We start from the raw sequence: 13015 nt of genomic DNA, 5'->3' as shown, positions 1-13015 counted from the left end.
CCGGCTCACGCCAGGGACATGTCGGTCTTGTCGCCGACGCGGGTGTAGCCGACGGCGGCATAGATGCGTTCGACGTCCGCGTCGCCGGGCTCCAGCCAGACCGTGCGGCAACCCCGGCCGAAGGCCTGGGCCGTCAGATGTCCGCAGAGCGCGGCGCCGATGCCCCTGCGGCGGTGGGAGGCGGTGACCGCGAGCCCGGTCAGCTCGCTCAGGCCGTCGACCGGTATCGAGCAGCTGCCGGCGGCGACGGGTGTGCCGTCGGTGTCGTCGGTGCCCAGGGCGGCGACCCCGCCGCCCTCCGTGACGCTGCGCAGGGCACCGATCTCGCCGTCCGTCCCCTCGCCCTCCAGCCCGTACCCGGCGTGCTGCACGCCGGCGGCGGCGCGGTAACCGGCCTCGTCGGACAGCACGGTGAAGGTGATGCCCGGCACCGGGGGTGGTGCCACCAGCGACTCGGGGGTGCAGGCGAGCAGCGGGGCGCGGCGCTCGACCGTGAAACCGGCGGCCAGCAGGGCCGGTTCGAGGTCGGGTGCGCAGGACGGCAGGAACTCCAGGCGCGGTAGCCGGTCCCGTGCCCGGAAGACCTCGATCAGGGCCTCGATGTCGTCGACCGTCGGGCTCGCACCGTGGTCCGGGACGGCGTAATTGACCGGTGGGATGGGCCAGTCGGCGTTGTAGCGCACGGTGAAGGGGCCGACGCGTACGTGGCCGGGCGAGCGGAGTGCGAGCGTGCGCACATAGTTCTGGACGTCGAGGTCCACGTACGGCTCCTGCTGGTCGGGCATCTGCGGGCGGACGTCCGGATGCTGACACCAGAACAGGCTCCGGGCCAACGGATTATCGGCCTGCGTCACGAGGCCGTCACGCGGGGCGGGTCGCTCCCGTGAACGGCATCCGGTCGATCGGCGCGACCCGCACCGGGGCACCGGGACGCGGCGCGTGGATCATCTGTCCGCCGCCGATGCAGAGGCCGACGTGCGAGACGCCCGAGTAGAAGAACACCAGGTCGCCCGGGGCGAGCCGGGTCAGCGAGGTGCGGGCGCCCGTCCCCCGCTCCTCGGCGCCGTGGTACTTCTCCGTGGCGGCCTCCGCCTCCTGGTACAGCTTGTCGACCTGGCCCTGACCTGGGCGGGGGTGAGGCGGGGTTCGGCGTGACCCGTGCCCTCGAACGCGGTGGCGGTCGCCGCGCCGGCGAGCGCGAAGGTGACCGCGGTACGGGCGGCAGGGCCGCCCAGCGGGTGCTGCCTGGATTTCCGGTGGGCTGCCACGAGGGCTTCCACGTCCTTCCGTCGTCCCTTCCGCCGTACCTTCGCATCCGGCGGCGGGCCGCACGGGGGAGCGGTCCGCCGCCGGATCTCTCGGCGGTGGCGGCCGAGTGCCGTCCGGCTCCACGACGGGGGGTGGGGAGTCGGCCACCTGGGGCATGACGCTAAACCTCGCGGTCATGGTGGTGGGGCCGAAGGACCGCTAATTGTCGAAGAAGGTCACTCGGGACCGGTTGGTGACCGCCCGGACGACGTCGCCGGTCCGCATGCCGTGCCCGGCCGACCGATGAGGCGGAACCGGCCCACCTGCCCGACAGGCGGTGGTATGGGGAGAGTTAGGCTCCGGCCATGGACGTACTCATCAATGTCTTCGTCGCTCTCCACATCATCGGCATCGCCTCGCTGCTGGGCGGATTCCTGACCCAGATGAAGGCGATGGGCGAAGGCAGGGCCCGCTTCAATCCGGCGATGCTGCACGGCGCCCTGACCATGCTGGTCACGGGTGTGGCGCTGGTGGGGCTGAACCAGGCGGACGACCAGACGGTGAACAACCTCAAGATCGGCATCAAGCTGGCGGTCCTGGTGGTGATCCTCGGCCTCGTGTACGTCAAGCGGGACGACGAGAAGGTCGACAAGGCGCTGTTCGGCGCGGTGGGCGGCCTGACCGTGGTCAACATCTTCATCGCCACCCTCTGGACCTGACCCGAACGGGACAGGCGAGTGCCCGGGCGGCTCGGCCGCCCGGGCACCCGTGTGACGAGGTCAGGCAGGACGGACGCTGCCGTAGATCGGCATGTAGTAGATGGACTCCTCGCGGACGTTCTCGCCCGGCTTGGGGGCGTGGATCATCTTGCCGTCGCCGATGTAGATCCCGACGTGGCTGATGTCGTCGTAGAAGAAGACCAGGTCGCCGGGGAGCAGGTCGGCGGTTGCGACGCGGGTGCCGACGTTCACCTGGTCCCAGGTGGTACGCGGCAGGTCCACACCCGCCGCCTTCCACGCGGCCTGGGTGAGGCCGGAACAGTCGTACGAACTCGGGCCCGTCGCCCCCCAGACGTACGGCTTGCCGATCTGGTCGCGGGCGAAGGCGAGGACCTTGTCGGCCTTGGCCGCGTAGGTCCCGTCGTCCGTGCCGGTCCCGGTGCCCGGGTCGGTGGTGCCGGTGTCCGGAGTCGTCTCGCGTTCCTCGCGCTGGCGCTCGGCCTCCGCCCTGGCGCGGGCCTCGGCCTCCGCCTCGGCCTTCGCCTCGGCCTTGCGGCGCGCTTCCTCTTCCCTCTCCCGCTCGATCGCGGCGAGCCGGGCCTTCTCCTCCGCCGTCAGCTTCGAGAGCAGGGTGCGCGCCTCGGCCAGCTTGGTCTGCACGGTCTGCTTGCTGGTGCGCAGGGCCTCCTGGGAGTCCGTGAGGGACTCGAGGCGCTTCGTGGCCTCCGCACGCTGCTTGGCTGCCGCAGCCCGCTCGGTCTCGTACTCGCTGACCGCGGTGCGCTGCTGGTCCGTCATCCGGTCCATCAACTGCGTCTGGTCGAAGTACGCCTGCGGACTGTCCGCGAACATCAGCGCGGCGGTCGGGGTGACGGAACCGGTGCGGTACTGGGCGGCCGCGTAGTTGCCGAGGGCCCGGCGGGACTCGTTCAGCTTCTCGGTGCGCTTGGCCGCCTCGTCGAGGAGCTGGTCCACCTCCTGGCGCTTCTCGGCGGTGGCTTCCTTCGCCTTGTTGTACTCCTGCGTGGCGCTGCCCGCCTGCCGGTACAGGTCGTCGACCTTCTTCTGCACCTCTTCGATGCTGGGCTTCGGCTCGGCCGGCGCGGCGGTCGCGCTCTGCGTCGAGAGCAGGGTCACACCGGCGAGGGCTGCCGTCGTGAACCCGACGGCGGGGGACGGCTTTGCGGTTCGGCTGCGGGGCTTGCGATGCGACGCCAAGGCCGGCATCTCCTTCTTCCGTGGACCGCCTACCGGGTTAGCTGTCGGGTTCGGGCGAACGGAAGGTGCCCTACGGACCGAGCGGAGCGCGGTCCGATTCACCCCGGTTGTGCATGGTGGGTCCCCGGTTCCGAACTCCCTTGCGGGAAGCCGGATTCGGCGTAGGCCGCCCGTTCGGCGTGGTTCGCCGGGAGGGGTGCGGGCCGCCTGGTCGAGCACGCTAGCCAACTCGTGTCGCCGCTGTGAAGGTTGATGTTCGATATGTCCGATACATCTTCGTGACCTTTTTCGGTGGGTGACCGCCGGTCCGGACCAGGCCCGCGGATCGGTCGCTTGCCGGATTCGTCCCGTCACGTACCGTGGCCCCCTCTGGGTTCCCCGAGCGGTCACGGATTGTCGGTCCGGCCGCCTAGACTCGTTAGGCGATGAGCAGCCTCTTTGACGACAGCTTCCTGGCGGACCTCCAGCCCCAAGCGGACGAGCACCCGCCGCCGCCCGAGGAGTCGGCTCCGGAGCAGATTCCGGACGACCTCTTCCAGGGCGCTTTCGACGTGCCTCCGGCCCGCGACGGGTACTACCGCGACGGTGCGCCGCGCCCCGTCGTGGACCCCGCCGTGCTGCTCGAGGGGCTGAACGAACAGCAGCGTGCCGCCGTCGTGCACACAGGGTCACCCCTGCTCATCGTGGCCGGCGCGGGCTCCGGCAAGACCCGGGTGCTCACGCACCGCATCGCGCATCTGCTGGGGACGCGCCGTGTCCACCCCGGCCAGATACTGGCGATCACCTTCACCAACAAGGCCGCCGGCGAGATGAAGGAGCGCGTCGAGCAGCTGGTGGGCCCGCGTGCCAACGCCATGTGGGTCATGACCTTCCACAGCGCGTGCGTGCGCATCCTGCGCCGCGAGTCCAAGAAGCTGGGCTTCACCTCTTCGTTCTCGATCTACGACGCGGCCGACTCGAAGCGGCTCATGTCGCTGGTCTGCCGTGACCTGGACCTCGACCCGAAGAAGTTCCCGCCGAAGTCCTTCAGCGCCAAGATCTCGAACCTGAAGAACGAGCTGATCGACGAGGAGACCTTCGCCGACCAGGCGCTTGGCGGCACCTCCCAGGCCGGAGGCTCTGGGGGAGGGTTCGAGAGGACGCTGGCAGAGGCGTACCGGATGTACCAGGCGCGGCTGCGCGAGGCCAACGCCCTGGACTTCGACGACATCATCATGACGACGGTCCATCTGCTCCAGGCCTTCCCGGACGTCGCCGAGCACTACCGGCGCCGTTTCCGGCACGTTCTCGTGGACGAGTACCAGGACACCAACCACGCTCAGTACACGCTCGTGCGAGAACTGGTGGGCACCGGTTACGAGGACCTGGACCCTGCCGAGCTGTGCGTCGTCGGTGACGCCGACCAGTCGATCTACGCCTTCCGCGGCGCGACCATCCGCAACATCCTCCAGTTCGAGGAGGACTACCCGGACGCGACCACGATCCTCCTGGAGCAGAACTACCGCTCCACCCAGACGATCCTGTCCGCCGCCAACGCCGTCATCGAGCGCAACGAGTCCCGCCGCCCCAAGAACCTGTGGACGAACGCCGGCGAAGGCGCGCAGATCACCGGCTATGTGGCGGACACCGAGCACGACGAGGCCCAGTTCGTCGCCGACGAGATCGACCTGCTCACCGACCAGGGCGAGGCGAAGGCCGGCGACGTCGCCGTCTTCTACCGTACGAACGCCCAGTCGCGTGTCTTCGAGGAGATCTTCATCCGCGTCGGCCTGCCCTACAAGGTCGTCGGCGGTGTGCGCTTCTACGAGCGCAAGGAGGTCCGCGATGTGCTGGCCTATCTGCGCGTCCTCGCCAATCCCGAGGACAACGTCCCGCTGCGCCGCATCCTGAACGTACCGAAGCGCGGGATCGGCGAGCGTGCGGAGGCGATGATCGACGCGCTCGCGCTCCGCGAGAAGATCACCTTCCCGCAGGCCCTCAAGCGGGTCGACGAGGCGTACGGCATGGCGGCCCGCTCGGCCAACGCGGTCAAGCGGTTCAACGTGCTGATGGAGGAGCTGCGCACCATCGTGGACTCGGGCGCGGGCCCCGCCGTCGTGCTGGAGGCCGTGCTGGAGCGGACCGGCTATCTCGCGGAGCTGCAGGCGTCCACGGACCCGCAGGACGAGACACGTATCGAGAACCTCCAGGAACTGGCGTCCGTGGCGCTCGAGTTCGAGCAGGAACGGGGGGAGGAGGGCGCGGGGACGCTCGCCCAGTTCCTGGAGCAGGTCGCGCTGGTCGCCGACTCCGACCAGATCCCGGACGAGGACGAAGAGGGCACCGGCGTCATCACCCTGATGACCCTGCACACCGCCAAGGGCCTCGAGTTCCCCGTCGTGTTCCTGACCGGCATGGAGGACGGCGTCTTCCCGCACATGCGGGCGCTGGGTCAGACCAAGGAGCTCGAGGAGGAGCGGCGTCTGGCGTACGTCGGCATCACCCGCGCCCGGGAACGGCTCTATCTGACCCGTTCGTCGATGCGCAGCGCCTGGGGCCAGCCCTCGTACAACCCGCCCTCGCGGTTCCTCGAGGAGATCCCCGACCGGCATCTGACGTGGAAGCGGACGGGCCCGATGGCAGCGCCCGCCGGACCGACGTCCGGCATCGCGTCGTCGCTCTCCTCCTCGCGTTCACGCGGCGGCGCTTCGGGCTTCGCCACTCGGCGTACGAACGACAAGCCGGTGATCTCGCTGTCGGTCGGCGACCGGGTCACACACGACCAGTTCGGCCTCGGGACCGTGCTCGAGGTGAAGGGCTCGGGATCGGAGGCGCAGGCGACGATCGACTTCGGGGACGAGAAGCCGAAGCGGCTGCTGCTGCGGTACGCGCCGGTCGAGAAGCTCTGACCACGAGAAGCTCTGACCACGAGAGGCCGGCCCCCGCGGGGGCCGGCCTCTCGTCGGTGGCTCAGCAGTATTCGCGTGCGGCTCTGCGTCGTCATCCGGCCCTTCCATGACTGCGGCGACGCGCCGGGCCGGGGTGGGGTGGATGCCGTGGCTGGGGCTACGCGCCGGGCCTAGGTGGGGTCGATGCCGTGGCTGCGCAGCCACGGCAGCGGGTCTATGGCCGCGCCGCCGCCGGGCCTGACCTCGAAGTGCAGGTGAGGCCCTGTGGAGTTGCCCGAGTTGCCCGAATAGGCAATGACATCGCCGGCCTTGACCGAACCGCTGCGGATCTTGGTGCTGCTCAGGTGGCAGTACCAGGTCTCCGTGCCGTCCGCCGCCGTCACGATGGCCATGTTGCCGTAGGCGCCGTTCCACTGCGTGCGGACGGTGCCGTCCGTCGCGGCCATGACCGGAGTGCCGTACTGGACGGGGAAGTCGATACCGGTGTGGAGGGACATCCAGTTGACGCCGGACTGCCCGTAGTAGGCGCTGAGCTGGTGCAGCTTCACCGGCAGCATGAACTTGGGGCGCAGTGCCTCGCGGCGTGCCGCCTCCTCCTCGCGCTTCTTCTTCTCCGCCGCCTGGCGCGCCTTGAGGTCGATGCGTTCCTGGGTGCGGGAGGCGCGGTCGCCGAAGTCACGGGCGTCGGCGCTGAGCGCGGCGAGCTGGGTGTCCATGGCGTTGTTGGCGGCGGCCGGCTTCACGGAGCCGGGGTCGGGTGCCGCCACGCTGCTCTTGTCGTCCTGCGTCTCGCCGCCGAGGCCGCTCACGGAGGCGGCGGCGACACCTGCCACGCCCATCACACAGGCGGACGGCACGGCGACCGTGAGGAGCGCGGAGCGCTTGGCCGGCGTACGGCGGCGTCCTCGGCTGCCGCCGGCACGGCGGACCGCGCGGGGGGTGACGGGCGCGGCCGGCACGACCGGCACGGCGGCCATCGTCCGGGTCAGCGCGTCGTGGTCCGACTCGGGCTCGGCTTCGGCGGCTTGGGGTTCGGCCTCGGGCGACGGCTCATACTCCGTCGCGTAATCAGCTTCGAGGTCTGCCGGCGACTGCGCCTCGGACTCCGTCTCGAAGGAGTGGGCGGTCTCGTACGCACCACTGTCGTACGCGTCGTTTGTCTCGTACGTGCCGTATGTCTGGTGCGGCTCGTACTCGGCGGGCTGGGCGAACCCCTCTTCAGGGACGAACTGTTGCGGGACCAGGCCGTCCGGCGTGGCCGTCGCGGAGTTCCACGCGGTGGCGTCGTAGCTGCCCGTCTCGAAGGCGCCGGGCGCCCATTGGCCGGTCGCGTCGTAGGTGAAGGCCGCCGCGGCCGTCTCGTACTGGCCGGTTCCGCCCGCCTCGTTCCAGGCGCTCGCGTCCCACTGGCCGGTGGTGTCGTACTGCACGTACTGCTGCTGCTCGAAACCCTGGTCGTGCTGCGGCTGTTGGGCCTGCTGCGCCGTGCCGTAGGCGTCGTAGCCGACGGTCGGGGCGGCGCCCGTGTCCCACTGGGACGAGTCGTATTGGCCGCTGTGGCCCGCTTCGTAACTGCCCGGAAGGGCACCGAAGAGCGGGTCGGAGTCGAAGCTGCCGGTGGCGTAGCCGACGTACCCGGCGTGGGCGTGCTGGTCGTTCACCAACTTCTCTCTCGCCTCGGCAGCAGGACCTGTTTTCCGCGGGCCGCCTGTTGCGCGGGGGGTCCCGGGGGGAAGCAGTGGCGCGACTGTACCCGGCGGTACGCGACGGCGACAATCTTCGGTGGGATCTACGCAATCAGGAAACGGGCATTCGGTTGCGTTTCGGCGGTCCAAGGGCGGAGCCTTGGCCCTACGTTCGAGAAGTGTTCGATCGGCCGGCGTCGATGGGGGTCACCTCAGGCGACGGATGCGGAGGCGGAAGAGGCGAGGGAGCGGACCGCGTCCGAGGCGCCCGACTCGAGGACCTCGCGGATGCTGTCGGCGACCGCGGGGTGAACCGGCAGTGCGAGATGACCGATTCCGCTCACCTGCACGTTCTGGGTGAGAAGGTCGGGATGGTCTACCCGGGCCGTCTCGACCGGCGCCATGATCCGGTCGAGATCGCTCCAGAAGCTGACGAACCGGGTGCGGCAGCCGGGCGCGGGCAGCCGCAACTCCTCGATCACCGGCGAGCCCGGCCGCATCTGCCGCACGATCGGGTGTGCGCTCGCGAGCGGCGCGACGGTGGTGCCCGAGTGCGGGGTACCGAGCGTGACGAGTGTGCGCACGCGCCGGTCCCCGTCGAGGCGCTGGACGTAGTAGCGCGCGATCAGGCCGCCGAGGCTGTGACCGACGATGTCGACCTCGTGGTGGCCGGTGCGCGCGCAGATCTCCTCCACATGGCGGCCGAGCAGATCCGCGGCGGCGCGGATGTCACAGGTGAGGGGTGAGTAGTTGAGGCACTCGACATGGTGGGGACCGTGCCGTGTGAGGGCGCGGCGCAGCAGCACGAACACGGAGCGGTTGTCTGCGAAGCCGTGCAGCAGCACCGTCGGCACGGCGGCCGGAGTCCTCGGCAGGGTGGGCGCGGGGCGGGTGCGGATGCGGCGCTCCGGTGTGAGGCCGGTGGGGTAGAGGAGCAGGTGTCCGGCGAGGATCAGCAGCTCGAGTGCGGTGGCCCGCAGAAGCGCGGCGGGCAGACGCGGGATCCTCACGACGACCTCCCGTACGGCACGGCGGGGGCGGCTCTGCCCCGCGTGCCCTCATGGGAAGCGCGCGTGATCGAGGCCGGCGTGGTCATGTGCACCATGTCCCGCGCCGTCGGCGTCGCCGTACCACCGTGCCGTGCGGCTGTCGGCGCGGTGGTACGGCGACCTGTGGTGGACCTGCGGCGGCTCCCCGTGCGACCGTGCCTGCGGGGGCCGCGCGGGGGGCGTGCGCGATGCCTGAAGCGGGTACGACGCTCAGCGAAAATGTCCCACGTGTGATTTCCCCCTCCCGGCGGCCCGCGAAACGGCCGCTTGCGGGATGCTGGAGATAACGTTCGTTCACTTCCCCGCGCCTCGGTACGACCGCGGGGACCCAGGAGGCAGTGATGGGTGTGACTGGTCCGATCCGCGTGGTGGTGGCCAAGCCGGGTCTCGACGGCCACGACCGCGGCGCCAAAGTGATCGCGCGGGCGCTGCGCGATGCCGGTATGGAGGTCATCTACACCGGGCTCCACCAGACGCCCGAGCAGATCGTCGACACGGCGATCCAGGAGGACGCCGACGCGATCGGACTCTCGATCCTCTCCGGTGCGCACAACACGCTTTTCGCGAAGGTCATCGAACTCCTGAAGGAGCGGGACGCGGAGGACATCAAGGTCTTCGGCGGCGGGATCATCCCGGAGGCGGACATCGCGCCGCTGAAGGAGCAGGGCGTTGCGGAGATCTTCACGCCCGGTGCGACGACAGCGTCGATCGTGGACTGGGTCAACGCGAACGTGCGCGTGGCGGCGTAGCCCTTGGGCGGGCGGCGGACCGGGCCAAGTCTGCCTGCGGGCCCGGTTGCGTCGGGCCGGGCGCCCGGCCCGACGTGTGGGCCGGGCCTTTGGAGGGCACCGCCCGCAGCCGAAGGCTCACCCCGCCGTCGTACGACCGAGGAGCCCCTCAGCCGCACGAGACCCGTGCGAGCCCCGGAGCGGTCCGCCGGTCAAGAGCCCCACACCGTGCCGGCCAGAAGAAACACGGCCCGGTGCGTCCTACGCCGTGAGTTCCGCATGCATCGTCGCGCGCAGCCGCAGCGTGGAGACGAGCCGCTGGAACGCCTCCGACCAGTAGCTTCCCGCGCCCGGTGAGGCGTCCTCCTGATCGTCCGGCGTCGCGGTGAGAACCTCGAGGCGGCCGGCCTCCTCGGGGGACAGACAGCGCTCCGCCAGACCCATCACGCCGCTGAAGCTCCACGGGTAGCTACCCGCGTCCCGGGCGATCTCCAGAGCGTCGACGACCGCACGGCCCAGCGGTTCGGCCCACGGCACCGCGCACACGCCGAGCAGCTGGAACGCTTCCGACAGGCCGTGCGCGGCGATGAACTCGGCCACCCAGGAGGCACGTTCGTCGTCCGGCAGGGCGGCGAGAAGCTTCGACCGCTCGGCCGGTGACGTCGTCCCGGGACCGGTCGACGGCGGCGTGGCGGGTGTGCCGAGCAGGGCGCGGGACCAGTCGGCGTCGCGCTGCCGTGCCGCAGCCCGGCACCACGCCGCATGCAGTTCCTCCGCCCAGTCGTCGGACACGGGCAGCGCCACGATCTCGCGGGCAGAGCGCCCACCCAGCCTGCCCGGCCAGACGGACAGCGGGGCTGCCTCCACCAACTGTCCGAGCCACCAGGACCGCTCACCGCGTCCAGACGGCGGAGCGGGAACGATGCCGTCGCGCTGCATGTCCGCATCACACTCGTGGGGCGCCTCCACGACGATCGCCGCCGCGGCGTCACCGCTGCGGTCGATCGCGACGCAGGACGCGGCACGCGCGGCCATGCGGCCGGCGAGCGCGGAGCGGGGCAGCGCGGAGAGGAGTTCCGCCGCCGTGGCCCGGACGTTGCGGCTGCGGTCGGACAGCGCCTGCTCGAGGAACGGCTCGTCCGCGTCGGACAACCCGGCCCGCAGGGAATCGAGGAACATCAGCCGGTCCTCCGCCCGCTCCGTGGACCAGGTCGTGCCGAGCAGTGCCAGTGCGGCACCGGCGTCATGGGCCCGCAGGGCGGTGAGCAGCGCGACCCGTTCCGCGAACAGGCCTTCCTCCCAGAGCTTCCGCACGGCTTCCGCGTCGTCCACGGCGGGCAGAGCGGAGCCCGTGGACCCGCCGCGCAGCGCGTACTTCCACTCCGGGTTGAGCCGGGCGAGCCACAGCCCGCGCGGCCCCGCGAACTCCAACGCCTGCGGGCGAAGGTCCGTGCGGGCCCGGGCGGCGTCCAGCAGTCCGGGGAGGACGGACGCCGGCGCCCGGTAGCCGTGTTCGTTGGCGGCGGCGAGCCATTGGGGGAGCAGCTCGGTCAGGTCCGGGGTGGTGCCGCGCCTGCCGCCGGAGCCGGCGGGCCCGGCACGGTCGGCCAGCAGCTGCACGAGGCGCCGCCGTGCGGGCTCCGGCAGGGCACGGCGGGCGTCGTGCGGCGCCGGCTCCGGCGGCGACCCGCCGGCCCGCGTCGCGGGGCGCAGGCCCGCCCGGCGCCGCACGGTGTGCAGCGCGGCAGCGTCGAGCAGGGCGACGGGAGCGTCCTTGCCCGCGGGCGTCGGCCCGGACGGCGGCGTACGGCGATCGGTGCCGAGCAGCGCCGAGGTGACGAGGTCTTCCCACGGTGACGTACTGGCGGTGCGGGTCATGAGGCCTCCCTAACGTTCCTGGCGTTCAGATCAGCGGGACCGTCTCGGACATGTCCGCGGGCCACACCGTCAGCGGCACGAAGCCCCGGTGGCCGAACTCGCCGAAGACGGTGACCGGCCGGCCTCCGGCGAGCGCCACGAGCTTCCACAGGCCGGGGCGGGCGAGCACGGCGGGCGCGACAGACAGCGCGTCGCCGCCGTCGGCGTCGACCAGCTGCCATCCCTCGCCGTCCCGCACGGGTATGACGCCGCTGAGGGTGACCGGCCAGGAGTCCAGCCACGGGTCGGCGCGCAGGGCCTGCCCGTACGTGTCGGCCGCCGAGGCGCACGGCCCGCCGGGCGGCGGTGCGTCGATGGCGACCGGCGGGGTGAACTGCTCGCCCAGTTCGGCCCTCGGCCCGCTGCCGGTGTGCGCGGTGACCTCGGCGTCGAGCATCAGCCCCACGGGGAGGGCAAGCCGGGGCGGGCGGCCCGCCGCGCCGAAGGACAGCAGCAGTGCGGCTCGTTGTGACTCCCGTCCGTACAGCCAGATACGACGTGTGGTGAGCTTGCTGTCGGAGGAGTCGTACTGGGCGAGCACCAGCCACCGGTCGCGGACGGCCGAGCCGTCGGCGGACGAGGAGAGCCCGACCCTGGTGCGGACCGTGGCGGCCAGAGGCTCCGGCAGCCGCTCGCGCCCCAGCCAGGCGGAGTCCAGCAGATGGATCAGGGAGCACTCCTCCAGCAGCCGCACCGGCCAACCCGGCCCTGAGCCGGGAATGGCCCCCAGTTCCCTGACACGTGCGGCCAGTCCGGGCGCCTGGGCGTCGACCATGCGGGCGGCGGTCTCCTCCCACAGGCCGTACCCCGACTGCTCTGCCGCCGCGAGGCCGCCGCGCAGTAAATCGGCGAGCCGCTGTTCCAGCTCGGTGGCGCCCGCGGTGATCCGCTCGGCACGGCGCTCGGCCCGCCGCCCGGCGGCTTCCGGATCGGCGCTCCTCGCGGACGTGCCCGAGCCGGCGGCCGCCCGGTCCTGGCCCGCGGCGCGCGCTCTGCGACCGGACAGCCACTCCTCCGCCCAGTCCGGCACGGCGTCGCCCGCCCGCACGCTCCGCTCGTCGGAGGCCCAGAGCAACAGCAGGCCCAGGGCGTGCTTGCACGGGAACTTCCGGCTCGGGCAACTGCACTTGTACGCGGGGCCGGTGGTGTCCACGACGGTCTGGTAGGGCCTGCTGCCGCTGCCCTTGCACAGGCCCCACACGGCCCCGGACGCGTCGCAGCCCGCGGTCGACCAGGGCCCCGCAGCGCCCAGCTTGCTTCCCGCCTTGCGCGATGCGTCGTCAGGAGCCAGTGACAGCACCTGCTCCGTGGCCCAGCGGGGCCCCTGAGCCAGGGCGCCCGACGCCGTTTCCCCGTTTGTCAGAAGCATGGGAACGACGCTACGGCCGACCACTGACAATCGTCGCGACCTGCGAATTCGCCGGTGTCCGGATGCTGTTGGCGCCCGATTCGCCTTCCTACGGTCGGGCTCATCAGCACCATGGAAGTCCGGGGGGATACACCATGCAGCGCTCCACCCGCACGGCGCTCCGCGCCGTCACGGCCGCCGGCCTCGCCGCCGTC

The 13015-nt window shown here is 71.4% G+C and carries 9 protein-coding genes, 1 pseudogene and 1 riboswitch; of the genes and pseudogenes, 3 read left to right on the top strand and 7 right to left on the bottom strand.

Annotated features, from left to right (window positions below; all coding sequences use genetic code 11):
• Positions 1 to 5: 5 nt before the first annotated feature.
• Together IE198_RS15170 and IE198_RS36915 are read right to left on the bottom strand one after the other, a co-directional pair.
• Positions 6 to 785, bottom strand: a complete 780-nt coding sequence (locus IE198_RS15170; protein WP_189886737.1) for a GNAT family N-acetyltransferase — start codon at positions 783 to 785, stop codon at positions 6 to 8.
• A gap of 76 nt (positions 786 to 861) precedes the next feature.
• Positions 862 to 1050 (bottom strand): annotated as a pseudogene (locus IE198_RS36915) (C40 family peptidase); the annotation flags it as partial.
• A gap of 563 nt (positions 1051 to 1613) precedes the next feature.
• Between IE198_RS36915 and IE198_RS15160 the strand changes: the two are divergent.
• Positions 1614 to 1967, top strand: coding sequence for a hypothetical protein (locus IE198_RS15160; protein ID WP_189886735.1), 354 nt, complete (start codon positions 1614 to 1616; stop codon positions 1965 to 1967).
• 60 nt (positions 1968 to 2027) lie between these two features.
• Here IE198_RS15160 and IE198_RS15155 read toward each other — a convergent pair whose 3' ends face one another.
• Positions 2028 to 3194, bottom strand: coding sequence for a C40 family peptidase (locus tag IE198_RS15155; RefSeq protein WP_189886733.1), 1167 nt, complete (start codon positions 3192 to 3194; stop codon positions 2028 to 2030).
• A gap of 2 nt (positions 3195 to 3196) precedes the next feature.
• Positions 3197 to 3357: riboswitch (cyclic di-AMP (ydaO/yuaA leader) on the bottom strand.
• A 253-nt stretch (positions 3358 to 3610) separates the two neighbouring features.
• Here IE198_RS15155 and pcrA point away from each other — a divergent pair.
• A complete protein-coding gene (gene pcrA / locus IE198_RS15150) occupies positions 3611 to 6073 on the top strand; it encodes a DNA helicase PcrA (protein ID WP_189886731.1) in 2463 nt (820 codons plus the stop codon).
• A 170-nt stretch (positions 6074 to 6243) separates the two neighbouring features.
• Here pcrA and IE198_RS15145 read toward each other — a convergent pair whose 3' ends face one another.
• Positions 6244 to 7734, bottom strand: coding sequence for a M23 family metallopeptidase (locus tag IE198_RS15145; protein WP_189886729.1), 1491 nt, complete (start codon positions 7732 to 7734; stop codon positions 6244 to 6246).
• Between the two features lie 236 nt (positions 7735 to 7970).
• Positions 7971 to 8768: an esterase/lipase family protein gene (locus IE198_RS15140; RefSeq protein WP_189886727.1), complete on the bottom strand. Its 798-nt coding sequence runs from the start codon at positions 8766 to 8768 to the stop codon at positions 7971 to 7973.
• Between the two features lie 380 nt (positions 8769 to 9148).
• On the opposite strand from IE198_RS15140, the gene icmB reads away from it, so the two are divergent.
• Positions 9149 to 9556, top strand: coding sequence for a coenzyme B12-dependent isobutyryl CoA mutase small subunit (gene icmB / locus IE198_RS15135; protein ID WP_189886725.1), 408 nt, complete (start codon positions 9149 to 9151; stop codon positions 9554 to 9556).
• Between the two features lie 240 nt (positions 9557 to 9796).
• Here icmB and IE198_RS15130 read toward each other — a convergent pair whose 3' ends face one another.
• Both IE198_RS15130 and IE198_RS15125 read right to left on the bottom strand, forming a co-directional pair.
• Positions 9797 to 11413 carry a DUF5691 domain-containing protein gene (locus IE198_RS15130; RefSeq protein ID WP_189886723.1) on the bottom strand — a complete coding sequence of 539 codons (1617 nt, stop codon included), beginning with the start codon at positions 11411 to 11413 and terminating at the stop codon, positions 9797 to 9799.
• Between the two features lie 25 nt (positions 11414 to 11438).
• On the bottom strand, positions 11439 to 12821 hold the full coding sequence (locus tag IE198_RS15125) for an SWIM zinc finger family protein (RefSeq protein WP_189886721.1): 1383 nt from the start codon (positions 12819 to 12821) through the stop codon (positions 11439 to 11441).
• Positions 12822 to 13015: the final 194 nt, after the last annotated feature.

The sequence above is a fragment of the Streptomyces xantholiticus genome (assembly GCF_014651015.1).
Taxonomy (GTDB): Bacteria; Actinomycetota; Actinomycetes; order Streptomycetales; family Streptomycetaceae; genus Streptomyces; species Streptomyces xantholiticus.
The sequence above is the reverse complement of the archived record's forward strand: the minus strand, read 5'-3'. Positions and strand labels throughout refer to the sequence as shown.

Excerpts from the sequence above, each read along its gene's own strand:
- IE198_RS15160 (WP_189886735.1), top strand. The coding sequence starts at position 1,614 with ATGGACGTACTCATCAATGTCTTCGTCGCTCTCCACATCATCGGCATC.
- IE198_RS15125 (WP_189886721.1), bottom strand. The coding sequence starts at position 12,821 with ATGCTTCTGACAAACGGGGAAACGGCGTCGGGCGCCCTGGCTCAGGGG.
- IE198_RS15170 (WP_189886737.1), bottom strand. The coding sequence starts at position 785 with ATGCCCGACCAGCAGGAGCCGTACGTGGACCTCGACGTCCAGAACTAT.
- pcrA (WP_189886731.1), top strand. The coding sequence starts at position 3,611 with ATGAGCAGCCTCTTTGACGACAGCTTCCTGGCGGACCTCCAGCCCCAA.
- IE198_RS15130 (WP_189886723.1), bottom strand. The coding sequence starts at position 11,413 with ATGACCCGCACCGCCAGTACGTCACCGTGGGAAGACCTCGTCACCTCG.
- icmB (WP_189886725.1), top strand. The coding sequence starts at position 9,149 with ATGGGTGTGACTGGTCCGATCCGCGTGGTGGTGGCCAAGCCGGGTCTC.
- IE198_RS15155 (WP_189886733.1), bottom strand. The coding sequence starts at position 3,194 with ATGCCGGCCTTGGCGTCGCATCGCAAGCCCCGCAGCCGAACCGCAAAG.